Annotated in this window: 17 protein-coding genes; 13 read left to right on the forward strand and 4 right to left on the reverse strand. The window is 68.9% G+C overall.

Annotation, left to right across the window (positions count from 1 at the left end; translation table 11 throughout):
• The first annotated feature begins 96 nt into the window (after positions 1-96).
• The 12 genes from AB4Y74_RS02530 (at position 97) to AB4Y74_RS02585 (ending at position 14726) form a co-directional block, all read left to right on the forward strand.
• Positions 97-1053, forward strand: a complete 957-nt coding sequence (locus tag AB4Y74_RS02530) for a LacI family DNA-binding transcriptional regulator (protein WP_441800379.1) — start codon at positions 97-99, stop codon at positions 1051-1053.
• A 197-nt stretch (positions 1054-1250) separates the two neighbouring features.
• A complete protein-coding gene (locus AB4Y74_RS02535) occupies positions 1251-2438 on the forward strand; it encodes a Gfo/Idh/MocA family protein (RefSeq protein ID WP_441797547.1) in 1188 nt (395 codons plus the stop codon).
• A gap of 139 nt (positions 2439-2577) precedes the next feature.
• Complete coding sequence (locus tag AB4Y74_RS02540; RefSeq protein ID WP_441800380.1) at positions 2578-3225, forward strand: ThuA domain-containing protein; 648 nt, start codon at positions 2578-2580, stop codon at positions 3223-3225.
• A complete protein-coding gene (locus AB4Y74_RS02545; protein WP_441797548.1) occupies positions 3210-4307 on the forward strand; it encodes a Gfo/Idh/MocA family protein in 1098 nt (365 codons plus the stop codon). Before AB4Y74_RS02540 ends, AB4Y74_RS02545 begins: the two co-directional genes overlap by 16 nt.
• Before the next feature lie 35 nt (positions 4308-4342).
• Entirely contained in the window at positions 4343-5545 is a 1203-nt protein-coding gene (locus AB4Y74_RS02550) for an ROK family transcriptional regulator (protein ID WP_441797549.1), read from the forward strand.
• Between the two features lie 197 nt (positions 5546-5742).
• A complete protein-coding gene (locus AB4Y74_RS02555; protein ID WP_441797550.1) occupies positions 5743-7053 on the forward strand; it encodes an ABC transporter substrate-binding protein in 1311 nt (436 codons plus the stop codon).
• Between the two features lie 73 nt (positions 7054-7126).
• The gene (locus tag AB4Y74_RS02560) at positions 7127-8119 is read left to right on the forward strand and encodes a carbohydrate ABC transporter permease (protein ID WP_441797551.1); all 993 of its coding nucleotides are present in this window, start codon (positions 7127-7129) and stop codon (positions 8117-8119) included.
• Positions 8119-9015, forward strand: coding sequence for a carbohydrate ABC transporter permease (locus AB4Y74_RS02565; RefSeq protein WP_441797552.1), 897 nt, complete (start codon positions 8119-8121; stop codon positions 9013-9015). Before AB4Y74_RS02560 ends, AB4Y74_RS02565 begins: the two co-directional genes overlap by 1 nt.
• Positions 9016-9031: 16 nt before the next feature.
• On the forward strand, positions 9032-11299 hold the full coding sequence (gene yicI, locus AB4Y74_RS02570) for an alpha-xylosidase (protein ID WP_441797553.1): 2268 nt from the start codon (positions 9032-9034) through the stop codon (positions 11297-11299).
• A 51-nt stretch (positions 11300-11350) separates the two neighbouring features.
• Complete coding sequence (locus AB4Y74_RS02575) at positions 11351-12529, forward strand: ROK family protein (protein WP_441797554.1); 1179 nt, start codon at positions 11351-11353, stop codon at positions 12527-12529.
• Positions 12530-12738: 209 nt separating this feature from the next.
• Positions 12739-13968 carry a multidrug effflux MFS transporter gene (locus AB4Y74_RS02580; protein WP_441797555.1) on the forward strand — a complete coding sequence of 410 codons (1230 nt, stop codon included), beginning with the start codon at positions 12739-12741 and terminating at the stop codon, positions 13966-13968.
• Between the two features lie 44 nt (positions 13969-14012).
• Positions 14013-14726, forward strand: coding sequence for a phosphatase PAP2 family protein (locus AB4Y74_RS02585; RefSeq protein WP_441797556.1), 714 nt, complete (start codon positions 14013-14015; stop codon positions 14724-14726).
• Positions 14727-14735: 9 nt separating this feature from the next.
• Here the strand turns inward: AB4Y74_RS02585 and AB4Y74_RS02590 are convergent, their stop codons facing one another.
• Together AB4Y74_RS02590 and AB4Y74_RS02595 are read right to left on the reverse strand one after the other, a co-directional pair.
• Entirely contained in the window at positions 14736-15569 is an 834-nt protein-coding gene (locus AB4Y74_RS02590; protein ID WP_441797557.1) for a helix-turn-helix domain-containing protein, read from the reverse strand.
• A 55-nt stretch (positions 15570-15624) separates the two neighbouring features.
• Positions 15625-16191, reverse strand: a complete 567-nt coding sequence (locus AB4Y74_RS02595) for a hypothetical protein (RefSeq protein ID WP_441797558.1) — start codon at positions 16189-16191, stop codon at positions 15625-15627.
• 164 nt (positions 16192-16355) lie between these two features.
• Here AB4Y74_RS02595 and AB4Y74_RS02600 point away from each other — a divergent pair, with 164 nt between their 5' ends.
• Positions 16356-16694 carry a hypothetical protein gene (locus AB4Y74_RS02600; protein WP_441797559.1) on the forward strand — a complete coding sequence of 113 codons (339 nt, stop codon included), beginning with the start codon at positions 16356-16358 and terminating at the stop codon, positions 16692-16694.
• A 42-nt stretch (positions 16695-16736) separates the two neighbouring features.
• On the opposite strand, the gene AB4Y74_RS02605 is transcribed toward AB4Y74_RS02600, so the two are convergent.
• Both AB4Y74_RS02605 and AB4Y74_RS02610 read right to left on the reverse strand, forming a co-directional pair.
• A complete protein-coding gene (locus tag AB4Y74_RS02605) occupies positions 16737-17498 on the reverse strand; it encodes a CPBP family intramembrane glutamic endopeptidase (protein ID WP_441797560.1) in 762 nt (253 codons plus the stop codon).
• Positions 17495-18649, reverse strand: a complete 1155-nt coding sequence (locus tag AB4Y74_RS02610; RefSeq protein ID WP_441797561.1) for a phosphotransferase family protein — start codon at positions 18647-18649, stop codon at positions 17495-17497. Before AB4Y74_RS02610 ends, AB4Y74_RS02605 begins: the two co-directional genes overlap by 4 nt.
• Positions 18650-18810 lie beyond the last annotated feature (161 nt).

Genomic DNA, 18810 nt, shown 5'->3' on the forward strand with positions numbered 1-18810 from the left:
CGCTCCCGCGTCGGCCTCCCCCCGCGAATGTGCGACAGTGGCAGCATGGCCGCCCCCTCCCGTCCGACGCTGCAGGCGATCGCACGCGAGGCGTCCGTGTCGCTCTCCACCGTGTCCAAGGTGCTGAATGGGCGGCCGGGAGTGTCGCCCGCGACCCGCCGACGTGTGGAAGACCTTCTCCACGACTCCGGCTACGCGCGGCGGGGGGTGGATGCGGAACGCGGCGAGACCGTGGAGCTCGTCATCGAGAACCTGGCGAGCGAGTGGTCCGTCGAGGTCATCCGTGGTGTCGAGCGCGTCGCGCGGGAGAACGGGCTCGCGATGGTCCTCTCCACGATCGGCGATTACCACGTGGTCGGGGACGAGTTCGTCACCGGAGTCCTCCGCCGGAAGCCGATCGCGGTCGTGCTGCAGTTCTCCAACCTGACCGCCGACCATCGCCGCCAGTTGCGCGCCCGCAACATCCCCTTCGTCGTCGTGGACCCCGCCGGTGACCCTCCGGCGGGCGTTCCCTCCATCGGCGCGACCAACTGGGCGGGCGGCCTGGCGGCGACCCGTCACCTCCTGACGCTCGGCCATCGGCGCATCGCGGCCATCGGCGGACCGGCGGACCTGATGTGCTCCCGGGCCCGGCTGGCGGGGTACCAGGCGGCGATGCAGGAGGCGCGCATCCCGGTCCCCCGGCGGATCGGCGGCGGCGGCTTCTCCCGGGAGGACGGCGAGCGGGAGGGGCGGCGGCTGCTGGCCGCGGCGGACCGGCCGACCGCCATCGTCTGCGCCAACGACATGCAGGCGCTGGGCGTCTACGATGCCGCTTTCGCCCTGGGCCTGGACGTGCCGGGAGACGTCTCGGTGATCGGCTTCGACGACGCGCCGTCGGCATCCTGGGCCCGGCCTCCGCTCACCACGATCCGCCAGCCGCTGCAGGAGATGGCGGAGGAGGCGACCCGGCTGGCACTCCGGCTGCGCGCGGGCGACGAGGAGATCACACGGCTGGAACTGGCGACGACCCTCGTCGAGCGCGCCTCGACCGCCTCGCCCCGCCGCCACTGACCCCTCGCCCCGAGAACCGCCGAGGTGTGACTAGTGGTCGCTATTTCGCGGAAATTCCGACCACGACCCACCCCTCGATCATGCCGCCGCCGCACGCGCCCCCGAGACATTGGAAAGTTTTCCAACCTGCGGGCGAAACTTGCCCCGCCGCCGCTCGCGCTTTAGCGTCGCACGGGTATGCGAAAGGAAGGCCGACGATGACCGAGGAAACGCCCCGACTCCGCGTCGCCATGATCGGCTACGGCTTCATGGGCGCCGCGCACTCGCAGGGCTGGCGCACCGCTCCCCGCTTCTTCGACCTGCCCGCCGAGCCGGTCATGTCGGTCATCGTCGGGCGCGACGCCACCCGTGTCGAGGACGCCCGCCGCCGCTTCGGCTGGGAGAGGGCGGCCACGGACTGGCGCGCGGCGGTCGAGGATCCGGACATCGACATCGTGGACATCTGCACGCCCGGCGACAGCCACGCGGAGATCGCGATCGCGGCGCTGGAGGCGGGGAAGCACGTCCTCTGCGAGAAGCCGCTGGCGAACACCGTCGAGGAGGCGGAGGCGATGACGGCGGCTGCTGAGCGTGCGGCCGAGCGCGGCGTCCGCTCGATGGTCGGCTTCAGCTACCGCAGAGTGCCGGCGATCGGCTTCGCCCGCACCCTGATCCAGGAAGGACGCCTGGGCACGATCCGCCAGGTGCGCGCGCTCTACCTGCAGGACTGGCTGCGCGACGAGGACGGCCCGATGACCTGGCGGCTCGACAAAGCGGCTGCCGGATCCGGCTCCCTCGGTGACATCGGCGCACACGCCGTCGACCTGGTGGAGCATCTCACCGGGTCGCGGCTGGCGGGCGTCTCGGGGACGCTGACCACGTTCGTCGAGGAGCGCCCGCTGCTCGGCGAGACTGTCGGGCTCTCGGGGACCGCCTCCGAGCAGCGCGGCCGGGTGACCGTCGACGACGCCGCGTGGTTCACGGCGCGCCTGGAGGGCGGCTCCGCCGCCGGCGCCATCGGCGCGTTCGAGGCCACGCGCTACGCGACCGGTCGCAAGAACTCCTTGCGGATCGAGCTGAGCGGCTCCCGCGGCGCGATCGCCTTCGACCTGGAGGCGATGAACGAGCTGCAGTTCTACGACGCCACGGCGCCCGCGGGGGAGCAGGGCTTCGCGCGGATCATCGTGACCGAGCCCGAGCATCCCTACATGGCGAACTGGTGGCCGACCGGACACGCGATCGGCTACGAGCACGCGTTCAGTCACGAAGTGGTCGACTTCGTCACCGCCGTGGCGAACGGAACCGACCCCGAGCCGTCGTTCGCCGACGGCCTCCACATCCAGCGCGTCCTCGACGCCGTCTCCCGAAGCGCCGCCACCGGCAGCGCCTGGACCCAGATCCCGTGACCCGCCGACCCGTAGCCGCCGAGCACAGGAAAAACGTGACGAAAACACCGATCCGCGCGCAGATTTCCTGTGCTCGCGGGCTGAAGGAGGAAGTGTGAGCAGACAGGCGCTGGTGGTCCGAGGAGGGTGGGACGGGCACATGCCCGTCGAGACGACGGACGCGTTCATCCCGTTCCTCCGCGAGAACGACTTCGAGGTGCGGGTGGAGGACGGGACCGGCGTCTACGCCGATGACGCGTTCATGGACACGGTCGACCTCGTCGTCCAGGTCAACACCATGAGCAGCATCGAGGACGCGGAGTTCGGCGGCCTGCAGCGGGCCGTGCTGAACGGCACCGGCATGGCGGGCTGGCACGGCGGCATCGCGGACTCGTATCGGAACAACGCCGACTACCTGCACATGATCGGCGGTCAGTTCGCCCACCATGCAGGCAAGGACCCGGCGGAGCGCGTCGGCGACCAGTCCGACAACTACATCCCGTACACCGTGCACATCACCGAGTACGGCCGGACGCATCCCATCACGACCGGCATCGAAGACTTCGACCTCGTGACCGAGCAGTACTGGGTGCTCAGCGACGAGTACAACGACGTCCTCGCCACCACCACGCAGAGCGTCCGTCCGTGGGATGCCTGGAACCGGCCGGTGACCTCGCCCGCGATCTGGACCCGCCAGTGGGGCGACGGTCGCATCTTCGTCTCGGCGCCGGGCCACCGGCTGGAGATCGTGGAGAGCCAGCCCGTCCGAACCATCATCGAGAGGGGACTGCTGTGGGCGGCCCGTTGACCATCGGGGTGATCGGCGTCGGCACGATCAGCCGGCAGTACTTCGAGCAGTTCCCGAAGCTTCCGAACCTGCGACTCGTCGCCGTGGCCGACCTCGATGTCGACCGCGCCTCCGCCGTCGGAGCCGAGCAAGGGGTCGAGGGCCTCAATGTGGATGCGCTGCTCGCGCACCCGGACATCGACGCGGTTCTCAACCTGACCATCCCGCAGGCGCACGCCGAGATCGCTCTCCGTGCACTCGACGCGGGCAAGCACGTCTACGGCGAGAAGCCGCTGGCCCTGACGACGGCTGAGGCGGCGCCGATCCTGGAGCGTGCGAAAGCGCTGGGCCTGCGGGTGGGCAGTGCCCCGGACACCGTCCTCGGGACGGGGATCCAGACCGCCCGCGCGCTGCTCGACGAGGGCCGGATCGGCGCCCCCGTCGGCGCATCCGTCGCCTGGAGCGCTCCCGGCCACGAGCTGTGGCACGCCGCCCCGGCGTTCTACTACCAGCCGGGCGCCGGCCCGCTGTTCGACATGGGCCCCTACTACCTGACTAGTCTGGTCACGTTCTTCGGCCCGGTGGTGCGCGTCTCGGGCGCGACCAGCCGCTCGTCGCGGGAGCGCACGGTCGCCACCGGCCCGCTGGCGGGGACGGTGATCCCGGTCGACGTGGACACGCACGTCACGGCGATCCTGGAGCACGCCTCCGGCGTCATCTCGACGGTCACGGTCTCGTTCGAAGTGTGGGCAACGCGCGTCCCGAAGTTCGAGGTCTACGGCACGGCGGGAACGCTCGAGGTGCCGGACCCGAACATGTTCTCCGACACTGTTCAGCTCGCCACCGCCGATGACCGCGAGTTCCGGGAGGTGCCGGTGGCCGCCGGGTATGCCGACGCGGGCCGTGGCTACGGCCTGGCCGATCTGGCGCGCGCGCTCGAGACGGACCGGCCGCACCGGGCGTCAGGCGAGCTGGCGTTCCACATCCTCGAGATCATGGAGGACGTGACGCGCGCGGGGGAGCAGCACGCCGTCGTGGAGCTGTCATCGACGGTCGAGCGCCCGGCGCCCGTACCGCTCGGCGCGCGCCCCGAATCGTGGTGACGGCCCGCCCGCTCGCCGGGCGTTAGGGTCGGATCATGTCCGCATCCGATCTGAGCACGGTGCGCCCGGCGAGTGGCGGAGCCACCGATGCGCTGCGCCGGAGCAACCTGGCAACGGTCCTCGGCCTGGTGCACCGCGACGGGGATCTGTCGCGCAGCGACCTCACGCGGCTCACCGGTCTGAACCGCTCCACCGTGGGCGACCTGGTCGCGGAACTCGCCGGCATCGGCCTCGTCGAGGTCGGCGAAGCTCCGGGTGACGGGCGTGCAGGACGCCCCAGCCCGGTGGTGCGCGTCTCGGAGAGCGTCGCCGCCGTGGCGGTCAACCCCGAGGTGGATGCGGTGATCGTCGGACTGGTGGGCCTCGGCGGCCGGGTTCTCAAGCGGATCCGGATCGAGACGGCCTCGGCGCGCTCGGCCTCCGAGACGGTGACGCTCGCCGCGGCCGGCATCGCCGGCATGCTGGCGGGGGAGTCGGCGATCCGTGTGATCGGGATCGGCGTGGCCGTCCCCGGGCAGGTGCGCCTCTCGGACGGCATGGTCCGCGAGGCAACGCATTTCGGCTGGGTCGACGAGCCGCTCGCTGCCATGCTCGCCGAGCGGACGGGGTTGCGCGTCTGGGCGGCGAACGCCGCTGTCCTGGGTCTGCGCGCGGAGAGCGCGTTCGGTGCCGGCCGCGGCATCGACGACCTCGTGTATCTGATCGGCGGCGCGTCAGGCATCGGCGGCGGAGCCGTCGGTGGCGGCCGTCTGCTCACCGGTTCCGCCGGGTACGCGGGGGAGTTCGGTCACACGTTCGTCCGCACCGACGGCCGCGAGTGCTCGTGCGGCGCCCGCGGCTGCCTGGAGGCTGAGGTCACCCAGGCGGAGCTGCTCCGGTCCGTGGGTCTCTCATCGGCGGATGCGACATCGCTCGCCTCCAGCCTCGCGGAGACGGACGATCCGGCCGCGGTCGCGGTGATGGAGCGGGACTACCCGCTGTTGCAGGTCGCCGCGCGCAACGCGGTGAACGCGTTCAATCCGTCCACCCTCGTGCTGGGTGGATTCCTGGCCGCGCTGTACCGCGGCGCCCGAGCGCATGGCGCGCCCGACCTTCTCGCCGACGCCGTCCATTCGTCGCGTGCGGGAGTGCAGATCGTGGAGGCGGAACTCGGCCCGGACCAGCTTCTGATCGGTGCCGCAGAACTCGTCTTCGCCGAACTGATCGCGGATCCGGCCGGGGTCCTCGCCGCCGCGTGACGATCGCAGACGGTTTCCTCGCCCTGATTGTTGCCAAGCGGAACTAATTCATCAATGCCGATTAAATGCAGTTCCGCATCCCGAAATTGACTTGCATTCGCTTCTGACGTCACTTATGTTGTGATCGTCAACAAATTGCATCGGAGTGGCTGCGAGGCCTGCAGACGCGCGTCCACTCCACTACAAGGAGGTAAGAGATGCGCAAGAGGCACCTCGCAATCGGCGCCGTTCTGGCCGCCGGTGCCCTGATGCTCGCCGGATGCTCCGGCACGTCCGGATCGTCGTCCGACAGCACCGATGGAAAGGGCAAGACCCTCACCCTGTGGCACTTCGAGAGCGAAGACTCGGCGATGGGGAAGGCCTGGAACGAGGCCATCAAGGAGTTCGAGTCCGAGACCGGCGCCAAGGTCAAGTTCGAGGCCAAGGCCTTCGAGCAGATCCGCTCCACGGCCTCCCAGGTGCTCAACTCCGACCAGGCTCCGGACATCCTGGAGTACAACAAGGGCAACGCCACCGCCGGCCTCCTGGCCAGCCAGGGCCTCCTGAGCAACCTCGACGACGCCGTCGCCAAGTACGGCTGGGACAAGAAGCTGGCTCCGAGCCTGCAGACCACGGCCAAGTACGACGACAAGGGCATCATGGGCTCGGGGTCCTGGTACGGCATCCCGAACTACGGCGAGTACGTCGAGGTCTACTACAACAAGGACATGTTCTCGAAGTACGGCGTCGAGGTCCCGAAGACCTACGAGGAGTTCGTCGCCGCTCTGCAGAAGTTCAAGGACAACGGCGTCACCCCGCTCGCCGAGTCGGCGGCGGAGTACCCGCTCGGGCAGCTCTGGTACCAGCTCGCGCTGAACAAGGCGGACCGCTCCTGGGTGGATGACTACCAGCTTTACAAGGGCAAGGTGAACTGGCAGGGCAGCGAGCTCAGCAACGCCACCAAGACCGTGGACGACTGGGTGCAGAAGGGCTACATCTCCAAGGACGCCTCCGGCCTCAAGGCCGAAGACGCCGGAACCTCCTTCATCTCGGGCCAGTACCCGATCTTCTTCTCGGGCAGCTGGTGGTACGGCCGCTTCCAGACGGAGATCAAGGACTACCAGTGGGGCACCTTCCTCTTCCCGGGCACCAAGCTCTCGCCCGGATCCGCGGGCAACATGTGGGTGGTCCCCGAGAAGGCAAAGAACAAGGGACTCGCCGAGAAGTTCATCGACATCACGATGACCCCGAAGATCCAGGCCCTGATCGGCAACAACGGCGGCGTGCCCGTCGCGGCGAAGACGAGCGACATCACCGACGAGAAGTCGAAGGAGCTGATCGCGAACTTCAACACCCTCACCGGTGAGGACGGCATCGCGTTCTACCCCGACTGGCCCACGCCGACGTTCTACGACCAGCTCAACGCCGGCCTCCAGGAGCTGATCAACGGCACCAAGGACCCGGCCGCGGTCAACAAGGAGCTCGGCTCCGAGTACCAGGACGGCGTCGACCAGATCGTCAACCAGTAATACGAGACCGTTCCGGAGCCGCCCTGCTGGGCGGGGCGGCTCCGGGAAGTCACGCAACACAAGGAGATACCTCATGGTCGACGTGAGTGTGCGGGTGCCGGACGCCCCCGAGGCGCCGGAGGCGCCCGGGGCGCCGAAGCGCCGCCGGCGCAGCGAGGCGCTGCTGCCCGGGAGCGGGCACGGACGGTTCTGGCTGTACCTGCTGCCGGGGTTCGTCCTGCTGACGGTGATCGTCCTGGTCCCGCTGGTCTGGAACATCTACCTCAGCTTCACCAGCTATCGCGGCATCCGGCCTCCGAAGTTCATCGGTCTCAACAACTGGGTCCGCCTGATGGGCGACGACAAGTTCTGGACGTCCTTCGGCAACTCGATCGCGATGATCGTCGCGATGGTCGTCATCCCGACCGTCGTCGGCCTCATCCTCGCGGCGATGCTGTTCGACCTGATCGGCAAGAAGTTCGGTGGCAAGACGGCGAGCTTCCTGCGCGCCACCTTCTACCTGCCGCAGATCCTCCCGGTCGTCATCGCGGCCATCGTGATCGGCTGGATCCTGCGCCCCGACAACGGCGCGCTCAACAGCATGCTGAAGGCGGTCGGCCTCGGTGAGCTGTCGCACAACTGGCTCGGCAGCCCGGATACGGCGCTCGCGTCGATCATGGCCGTCATGGTCTGGGTGCAGATCGGCTACCCGGTCGTCATCTTCATGGCCGCGCTCCAGCGCGTCGATCCGGAACTCTACGAGGCAGCGGAGCTGGACGGCGCGAACTGGTTCCAGCGGTTCCGCTCGATCACCGTGTCCATCATCCGGCCCGAGATCTTCGTGGTGACGCTGACCTGCACGATCGCCGCGCTCAAGGTCTTCGGCCCGGTCTACACGTTGACCCGTGGCGGCCCCGGCACCGCCACGATGGTGCCCAGCTACTACTCCTACAGCGAGTTCTTCCAAAGCCAGCAGGTGGGATACGGCGCCACCATCGCGACCGCGCTGACGCTCGTCATCATCGTCGTCTCGATCCTCTTCATCACCGCCCAGAACCGGGCCGAGCGCAAGGAGAACGAGCGCTGATGACCACCACGACCACGCGTCCGCGCGTCACCGCGCCGACGCCGCCTCCCCGCCAGCTGAAGCGGCAGAAGCCGCGCAAGACCGCGACCGACTGGGTCATCCTGATCGTCGCCATCGTGATCGGCATCGGGATCGCCTTCCCGTTCCTGCTGATCCTGATCAACTCGTTCAAGAGCCCGGCCGACTACAACGCGGGTGGCCCGCTTCAGCTGCCGACGTCCTTCTACACCGACGGAATCGTCAACTTCTGGAACCGCGTCGACTTTCCCGAGAAGCTGTGGAACTCGTTCTTCATCGCGGGTGTGGTCTCGATCCTCGCCGTCGTCATCTCGGTGCTGAACGCCTACGCGCTCGGGATCGGCCGGGTCAAGGCGCGCACCTGGATCATCGTGCTGTTCCTGCTGGCCAACATGCTGCCGCAGGAGGCGCTGCTCTACCCGCTGTACTTCATGTTCAAGCAGGTGGGCCTCTACGACAACGTGTGGAGCGTCATCATCATCTTCACGGTCATCCAGAGCGCATTCGGCACCTACCTGCTGTCGAGCGTCTACGGGACCTTCCCGAAGGAGGTGCTGGAGGCCGCGTCCCTCGACGGCGCCGGTCGGTGGCGGATCCTGTGGCGCGTGGTCGTCCCGATCTCGCGGCCGACGCTCAGCGTCCTGCTCATCTTCTTCTTCATTTGGACCTGGAACGAGTTCCTCATCCCGCTCACCTTCCTGGTGTCGAACGACAACCAGACGGTGCCGGTGGCGATCAGCGCCCTGCAGGGCGACCGGCTGATGGATGTGACCACGACCTCGGCCTCGGCTCTGCTCGGCCTCATCCCCACCCTGATCTTCTTCCTCATCTTCCAGCGCACCCTGACCCGCGGCATCACCGCCGGCGCGGTCAAGTAACCGGAGCTATCCCCGCATGAAGTTCACCGATGGTTTCTGGCAGCTCCGTGACGGCGTCACGCCGATCTACGCCCAGGAGGCGTACGACGTGTTCGCCGGCGACGGGACCGTCACGATCACCGCACCCGCCAAGGTCATCGAGCGCCGCGGCGACACCCTCAACCGACCCACCCTCACCGTCACCCTCAGCTCGCCGCTGCCCGATGTGATCGGCGTCCGCATCGATCACTGGCAGGGCGTGCGACCTGAGCGCGGCTTCGACCTGACTGTGGAGGAGGGGCACACGGAGGTCGTCGTCGACGACGAAGCGGGCGTCCTGCGGAGCGGCGGCCTGACGGCCACCGTACGACGCGGCGCACCGTGGTCGCTGACCTTCTCGGCCGCCGACCCGGCGAGTGGCGCCGAGCGCGTCCTGACGTCGAGCGGCCACAAGTCGATCGGTCACATGACCGTCGCAGGCGCCGGGGCGTACGTCCACGAGCAGCTGTCGCTCGGCGTCGGCGAGCTGGTCTACGGCCTGGGCGAGCGCTTCGGTCCGCTCGTGAAGAACGGCCAGGTGGTCGACGTCTGGAATGCGGACGGCGGGACCTCGAGCGAGCAGGCGTACAAGAACATCCCGTTCTATCTGACGAACCGCGGCTACGGCGTCTTCGTCAATCACCCCGGTCATGTCTCGTACGAGGTCGGTTCGGAGTCGGTCGAGCGTGTCCAGTTCTCTGTGCCCGGCGAGAGCCTCGAGTACTACATCATCCATGGTCCGACGCCCAAGCAGATCCTGGAGCGCTACACCGCGCTGACCGGACGTCCGGCGACGGTCCCCGCGTGGTCGTACGGGCTCTGGCTGTCCACCAGCTTCACCACGGCGTACGACGAGGAGACGGTCACCTCGTTCATCGACGGGATGGCGGAACGGGACCTCCCGCTGTCGGTGTTCCACTTCGACTGCTTCTGGATGCGTGAATTCAACTGGTGCGACTTCGAGTGGGATCCGCGCACCTTCCCGGACCCGGAGGGGATGCTCGCGCGGCTGCACGACAAGGACCTCCGCGTCTGCGTCTGGCTCAATCCGTACATCGGCCAGCGCTCGCCCCTCTTCGCCGAGGCCGCCGCGGCCGGTTACCTCGTGAAGCGCCCGAACGGCGATGTCTGGCAGTGGGACATGTGGCAGGCGGGGATGGGACTGGTCGACTTCACCAACCCGGACGCGACCCGCTGGTATCAGGACAAGCTGCGCGCCCTCGTCGCGCAGGGGGTCGACTGCTTCAAGACGGACTTCGGCGAGCGCATCCCGCTGGAGGTGGAGTACTTCGACGGTTCGTCGCCGGAGCGCATGCACAACTTCTACACACAGCTCTACAACGAGGCCGTGTTCGAGGTCCTGCAGGAGGCCAAGGGCGTCGGCGACGCCGTGCTGTTCGCGCGGTCGGCGACGGCGGGGGGCCAGCAGCTTCCCGTGCACTGGGGCGGGGACAACACCTCCAGCTACGAATCGATGGCCGAGACCCTGCGTGGCGGGCTGTCGCTCGCCCTCAGCGGATTCGGGTTCTGGAGCCACGACATCGGCGGCTTCGAGGGGACGCCGGACCCGGGAGTCTTCAAGCGCTGGACCGCGTTCGGTCTGCTGTCGAGCCACTCCCGGCTGCACGGCAGCGGATCGGTACGGGTGCCGTGGGCGTTCGACGAGGAGGCCGTCGACGTCACCCGCCGGTTCACCAAGCTGAAGCTGCGGCTCATGCCCTACCTGTTCGCAGCGGGCGCTGAGGCGCACCGCGCGGGCACACCGGTCATGCGCCCGATGCAGCTGGAGTTCGCGGGCGATCCGGCGGTGGACCACCTCGACCGGCAGTACATGCTGGGCGCCGACCTCCTGGTGGCCCCGGTGTTCTCGCCGTCGGACGTCGAGTTCTACCTGCCTCACGGCACCTGGACCGAGTTCTTCTCGGGCGAGAGCATCGAAGGCGGACGGTGGCTGCGCCAGTCGCACGGCTTCGACAGCCTCCCGCTCTATGTCCGCGAGGGCGCCGTGCTCCCGCTGGGGGCGCGTGACGACCGGCCGGATTACGACTATCGCGACGGCCTGACGCTCGCCATCTACCCGGGACCGGACGGCGTCCGGACGGTCACGGTGACGACCCCGGACGGCGAGGTCGCCGAGTACACGGTGACCCGCACCGGAACGCGGCTGGAGGCGACCGGACCGACCGACCGTCCTTTCACTCTCCAGGATGCGGCGACCGGCCGGACCGTCGGGGCGGACGCCGGCACTGCCACGCTCGGCGGGTGAGGACGGCGGGCGCCGTCCCAGGTCGCGCCCGCCCGGTACAGTTACGGGAAAATGAACGGTAGGACTGCGGGGACGAACCTCGACACGGTGCGACGGCACAATCTCGCCGCCGTGCTCGAGCTCGTGCACCGCGAAGGGCCGTTGGCGCGGTCCGCGTTGACCCAGGCGACGGGCCTCAACCGCTCGACTGTCGGCGCCCTGGTCGCCGAACTCGCGGAACTCGGACTCGTCCAGGAGCGCGAGCCCGCGTCCAGCAATCGGGTGGGACGGCCCTCGCCCGTGGTGGTGCCGAGCAGCCGGGTCGTCGCCCTCGCGGTCAACCCGGAGGTCGACGCCGTCACCGTTGCGATCGTCGGATTGGATGCCCGGGTGCACGCCCGAGTGCGGTACCCGACCGGACACATCCCGTCGGCGGCGGAGGCCGTCGCGATCATCTCTACAGTGATCGAAGGGCTGCGTTCCGCGTTGGCCCAGGCCACCCGCGTCGTGGGGATCGGCGTGGCCGTTCCTGGTCTGGTCCGGGAGGAGGACGGGGTCGTACGGCTGGCCCCGCACCTGGAGTGGACCGAGGAGCCGTTCGCTGCCGAGCTGGAGTCGGCCACCGGATACGCGGTGCTCGCGGCCAACGACGCCAGTCTCGGCGCCAACGCCGAGCGGCTGTTCGGTGCCGGTCGAGGCGCCGCCGATCTGGTCTATCTCAACGGCGGAGCGTCCGGAATCGGTGCCGGGGTCATCGTGGGCGGGTTGCCGCTCACCGGGATCAGCGGCTACGCGGGGGAGCTCGGTCACACCCTCGTCAACTCCTGCGGAGTCCGCTGCCACTGCGGCGCCACCGGCTGCCTGGAGACCGAGGTCAGCCAGCGCGCCCTGCTGAGCGTGCTCGGGATGGAGTCGGCCGACGCCGATGAGCTCGACCGGTCCTTGTCGAGCGCCGTCGCCGGAGGGGACGGGGCGGTGATCGCCGAGGTGGATCGGCAGCTCGGCTTCCTCGCGACCGCCCTGCGGACCGCGACCAACGTGTTCGATCCGCAGCTGATCGTGCTCGGCGGATTCCTCGGCGCGCTGCACGCGCTCGACCCGGGGCGGCTCCCGCGGCTGGTGTCGGCGCAGGCGCTGGCGGCCAGTGCGGAGAGCCTGTCCATCGTCCGGGCCGAGCTCGGCTCGGACATCCTGATGATCGGAGCTGCGGAGTTGGCGTTCGGTCCGCTGTTGGCGTCGCCGGCCTCCTGAAGCGTGTTCTCGGACCGAACGAGGGTGGGGCGCGATCGCGTGTGCTCGGTCACATGCGGCGCGCCGACACTATAGGATTACTCATACCCTCCCGATCGAATCGATTCGAGGCAGGGGATCCAGCACCGCGTTCTCGACGCGGTGCTTCTGTATTGCGTCCAACGGCGGGCGCGGCCCTCGCCCACCACCCACTCGCCAAGGACTTTCTCGTGACCACCGTCGTGCATCCCGGAGACTCTCTCTCCGGTCGCCAGCGCCTCGCCTACATCCTGATTCTGGGCGCTCTGACCGCACTCGGCCCGTTCACGATCGACACGTACCTGCCGGCACTGCCCACGCTGCAGAGCGAGTTCGGCGTCTCGACGCCGGCCATCCAGCTCACACTGACCGCCACGACCATCGGCTTCGGCGTCGGCCAGCTGCTCGTCGGCCCGTGGTCGGACAAGATCGGCCGACGCGTTCCGCTCATGGTGTCCACCTCGGTGCACATCATCGCCTGCCTGGCCGCAGCGATCGCTCCCAACGTGGAACTCCTCGGTATCGCCCGTGCCCTCCAGGGCATCGGCGCCGCGGCGGGCGGTGTCGTGGCGATGGCCATGGTCCGCGACCTGTTCGGCGGCCGGCCCCTCGTGCGAATGCTGAGCCGACTGGCGCTGGTCAACGGCCTGGCGCCGGTTCTCGCGCCGTTGATGGGGTCGTGGCTGCTGCTCGTCATGCCGTGGCGCGGCATTTTCGTCGTGCTCGCGGTCTACGGCCTGTTCGTCGTCACCTGCGTCGCGCTCTGGATCGTGGAGACACTGCCGAAGGCGCGCCGCCAGGACGCGGGGCACTCGACAGTCGGCCAGCGCTACAAGTCGGTGCTCAGTGACCGGGTCTTCGTCGGAATCGCCATCGTCGGTGCCGCGAACTTCACCGGCCTCTTCGCCTATCTGTCGTCGAGTTCGTTCATCTTCCAGGATCTCTACCACTTCAATGCGCAGGAGTACGGCCTGCTGTTCGCGGTGAACTCGATCGGCATCATCATCGGTGTCCAGTCGGCGGCCCGCCTCACCAAGTACGTCGGGCCGCAGTGGATCCTGGCCTGCTCGACCATCGTCATGTTCCTGTCCTCCGCGGCGATCGTCGTGCTCGACCAGGCGCACGCGGGGATCTGGGGCGTGGCCATCCCGCTGTGGTTCTTCATCGCGGCGTGTGGCTTCGGCTTCCCCTGCGTCCAGGTGCTCGCGCTCAACGGTCATGGGCACGAGGCGGGGACAGCGGCGAGCCTGCTCGGCGCGCTGAACTTCGGAACTGCGGGAATCGTCTCGCCCGTGGTCGGCATCCTCGGCGTCGGCAGTGCTGCGCCGATGGGAGCCGTCATGGCGGTCTGCGCCCTGGTCTCGATCGCCTCGCTCTGGTTCGTCGTGCGTCCGCGTACGGTTCCCGAACTCGCGCACTGACGGCACCCTAGGCCGTCCATACCGCGACGGGTACGTTTGCAGGCATGAGCTCACCCCGACCGGACCCGGCCAAGCCGGATGCCGAGGGCCACGACGTCGCAAAAGCGGCACGGGTCTCCAGCCGGTGGCCCATCATCGCGGCGTCCGTCGCGGTCGTGGTGGTCGTCGGCCTGGGAGTGATCATCGCCCTGCGCCCGAAGCTCCCGTTCGAGGTCGACACCGAGTGGATGGGCGAGATCGTCGAGCACCGCTCGCCGATCTGGCTCGGTCCCGCGCTGTTCTTCAACTACGCGGGTGGAAGCATCATCGGCTCCGTGGTCATCCCCGTCGTGATCTTCCTGTTGCTTCTGGCGTTCCGCAGACCGTGGGGCGCGGCCTTCTTCGCGATCGCCAGCATCGTGTCGGTGCTCTGCGTGCAGCTGTTGAAGCACACCGTGGGTCGTGCCCGCCCGAGCGAGATCCTGGTCAATGCCGACACCGGCTCATTCCCTTCTGGGCATACGGCGAACGCAGCGACCATGGTCGTCGTGCTCGGCATCCTGTTCCCGCGGGTCTGGGTCTGGGTGCTGGGCGTCATCTGGGCCGTTCTGATGGCGGTGAGCCGCACCTATCTCGGCGCCCACTGGATCAGCGACACCATCGGCGGGCTCCTACTGGGCGCGGGTGTCGCCATCATCGTGTGGACCCCGCTGGCGCACCGGCTGGCGCTCGAGGCGACCGAACCACATCCGTTCTTCCTCGCCCGAACCCGCCAGTAGAGTGTGGCGCTAGCGGGCAGCAGGGTCCGATGCCCGCTGGCCGGCCGCGTAAGCGCCGGGAGTCGTGCCGACGACGGCCGCGAACTCGCGACTGAAGTGCGCCTGATCGGCGTACCCGAGCTCGGCGGCGAGGGCGGCGAGCCGTGGCGGGTGCGCCTCGCGCAACGCGGCCGCCGCCTCCTGCAGCCGGTAGCGCTGGATCAGCCACTTGGGTCCGAAGCCGATGTGCCCGGCGACCAGGCGCTGCAGCCGCCGGACGCCGATCCCGAACCGGTCGGCGAGCTGCTCGACGCGGAGCAGCGCGCGGTCCTCCTCCGCCGCCGCCACGATCCGGTCGACCAGGCGCGCATCGTCGTCCGGCGCGGGCACCGTCTCCAGCCACGCCTCGAACGCGGTGACCGCGTCGTCCTGGGCACCCGCCGTCATGGCCTGACGCACGGCCGCCACCATCGGCGCGATCCCTGGCACGTCGAGCCGATCCACGGGCACGACATCCGGCAGGCCGCGGACCGACGCGCCCGTCCAGCCGCGCGCTGTGCCGGGGTGCAGGAGGACTCCGAACGCCCATCCCGTGCCCTCCAACGTTCGAGAGCTGAGGCCCCGGTGAGCGCGGTACAGGGCTGCAGCGCCGGGTTCCACCACCAGGTTCGCCGTGGGGTACTCGAGCACGTTCTCGCGGAGGCTCGCGCCGTACGGGAGGCTCCAGCGGGGGAGCCAGTAGTGCCGAACGAACAGCTTTGCGCGCCCCCGGGCAGAGCGTCGGTCAATGCTCACGGGCGACCCGGGCGCGGTCGCCGTCAGCAATCCCTTGCTGAGCGGTTCGACCTCGGTGTGCGCTTCCACCCCGTCATCCTGTCACGACGTCATCCCGTCACGACGCGGAGCGGGACCCCGGAGGTCAGCGGCCGAGACGCGCGCGCTCGAACCAGTACAGCAGGCGCGGCCAGGTACGCCGCAATTGGTTCAACGTCATCGGCTCCTCCGGCCGGGTCACCGGCACGTCGAGTTCTTCGATGACGCGCTCCATGTCGGCCTGCGACCAGAACTGGCCGCGCATCCGGATGAGCAACCGGCCCTGGTCGGAGGCGACGAAGAGCTGGGGGAGGACGTCGAGCGTGCTGCTCTCGTAAACCTGGACCAGGATGACGGCGCCCGCCTCGCCGGGCGCGACGTGCACCGTTCGGCCGAAGAAGCCGCGCTCCCGCACCCCGTCACGTCCGACGCTGATGGTCGTATTGAGGAAGGATGCGACGCCCACGACGGTCGCGGCGATCACGACCAGGTGCGCCGCCAGGACAAAGGGCCACCCCGGCCCCGGAATCGTCAGCCAGTAGACGACGGCGAACACCGGTGTCGTCAGGGCGAGGACCGCGACGATGCCCCGCGTGAACAGATGGCGGTGCGGGCGCAGGACGGTCACTCGGGCCGCCCCTGCATCCCTGTCCACGTCCGTCTGCTCACTCACCCAATGAGCCTCCCCTATCGAGACACGTCTCGGTAGCGGCATTTTGGGGGACACCCGTTCAGGGGTCTCGCCCCGGCGAGGGCAAGCACGAGACCGCTCCTAGCCTGGGTGCGTTCGTCGCGCCACCCCTTGGCGCGAGGGTTTGTCGGGCCGATAGTCGGAGCATGCGCAAGATCGTCTACGCGGGCAGCACGTTCTACACGGGAGACCTGCTCGCCGAAGCTCTCCTGGAGTACGCCGCCGCCCTCGCGCGTGCCGACACCGCGGCGACCATCTTCATCCCCGCGCTCGACGAGGACGGCACTCGGGGTGAGATCGAGGTCCTGATCGGCCCGGCGAGCCAGTTGGCCACTCAACCTTCGGATGGGGGCTGGCCCGAGGTGGTCGACGACGTAGCTCTCGCGCGGCTGAGGACCCTGACAGCCGAACTCGCCCCGCTGCTCCCGACCTTCGAGCCGCCGTTCCAGGGCGGCGAATGGGACGAGTCGGACGACCTCCGCTGACCGACGCCGGTCAGGAGGCCCACCCGGTCGAGCGGGCTGTCATCACTGCGCCTCCGTGGCCACTGTCCGCCGCTCCGCGTTCGCGAACGTCCACCACACGACGACCAGCGCCAGCACCTCACCACCAACGCCGAGGAAGAGCCCGAAACTGGGCCCGACCGTGCCGTGGCCGGTGGCGAACGTGGTGAAGTCCCACAGCCCGTGCAGCGCCATCGCCCAGATCAGACTTCCGGTCACCCGCCGAGTGATGTAGAACGCGGTCCCGCCCAAGAAGGCGAGCACCACCTGCTGCAGGGTCTGAGCCACCGGGGCACCGCTGATGATGTTGGTGGCGTGCATGAGGCCGAACAGGGCGCTCGTAGTCAGCCACACCCACACCTCCCGGAATTCGGCACGGAGACCCGTCAGCAGCAGGCCGCGCGTTACGAGCTCCTCGTTGAACCCGACCAGGATGCCGAGCGTGAGGAGGCCGGCCAGATAACCGCCGTCGATGCGGGACCAGTCGACCGCGGGCAGCGCGATCGCGACGGACAGCGCCATGATGGCCGGAGCGACGATCGGCCAGCGGTGCCTGCTTCGCGCCCTCTCGAACAGGGCTGGTCGCCACCAGCCGAGGATCGTGGTGACGATGACGAGGTAGACGGCACCGATGCCCAGGAACAGCCCGGCGCTTCGGAACAACGTCTCAGCAGAGTCGCCGATGTTGTTGTAGCCGACGCCCGACAGGGCGCCCACTACGGTGACGATGACGACATAGCCGACCCAGACGGCGATCCCGATCCACGGGCGGGGCGACACTCTCATGGACTGCTCCAGACGTCGGGGGTGGGGCAGCAGCCGCGGAGAGCGACCGGCTTCCCATCGATGCTAGCGCCGGGTCTGTCGAGCGTGCGACCTGCCGCGGCCAGCACCACGCCGACGAGCTGGATCAGTTCGTCCAAGGCGGTCTCCGGCGACTCGTCACGCAGGCTGCCGCGGATCGCGGGCTCACCGGATTCCAGACTGGCGAGGACGTCGACCGCGAGCTTCCACCGCAGAGCGATCGCCGCGTCCACCCCCTGGCGGATCTGGGCGGGAGCGACGGCAGGCACCTGATCGCGAAAGCCATCGATGTAGGCCTCAACAGCCTCGTCGAAGACCGATGCGACAACGTGCACGGACGCATCGCCTCGCCGCGGCGAGAGCAACAGCGAGGCGAGGTCGGCGCCGACCGTGCCGGGGCCGACGGACTCCCAATCGATCAGCACGGTCGCAGCCGAGGTGCGGAACACGTTCGCCCCCACGGCGTCGTGATGACAGACGGTGTGCGGCAGGGATTCGAGCACGGCGCGCACCCGCGACTGGGCGCGGATGAGCCGGTGGATGTCGGCGAAGTGATCTCCCCAGAGGGGAACGACATCCGGATGCGCACGCCGCACGGTCGCAAGACCCGCCTCGACGGCCCCGGGCTGGCCATGCCGGTCGATCCAGCCCGCGAAGAACCAGGGCTCCGCGCTTGCGCTCCCGAACCAGCGGCCGTTCATTCTCCCGAGGTCGCCCGCGGCAGTGACGATCGCCTGCGCATCCAACGGGCGGGACCCTTCGTGGCGCACGTCCTCGATCGAGAGGGTGATCGCGCCGTCGGCCTCCAGCAGTGTGCCGTAGACCCTCGGGGCGCGGATGCCGACGGGCATATCGTCGAACATGCCGGACCGGTAGGCGTCCAGCTCACGCACCGCGTTGTCATACAGGTAGGGATCGGCGAGGTGCGGCCCCTCGGTGCGCTTCTCGATCAACGACCAAGGTCGGCGTTCGCCCTCGACGAGGGCCTCGCCGTCGAGCCTGCTCAACTCGCGGTGTGCGAAGAAGGCGTCGTAATCGAGCACGGTTCGTCGTACCGGACCCACGGAGACGACGTCGCCGCCGAGCATCGCGCCGACGGCCGCATCCTGGTTGCCTGTCGGCGCACGACCCATGCTCTCATCCTGCCTCACTGCCGGAAGCGCCCGCTTCCGGCAGACGCCGGCGGCGACGTGAGGGCGCCCGTATGCGACGTTCGCTGCTGCGCGACCACCCGCCGACGTTCCGAACTGCCGCAGTCGCTCGGGTCGAAAATGGCGGAGAATGGGGGATTCGA

It is taken from the genome of Leifsonia sp. RAF41, assembly GCF_052114085.1.
Taxonomy (GTDB): domain Bacteria; phylum Actinomycetota; class Actinomycetes; order Actinomycetales; family Microbacteriaceae; genus Leifsonia.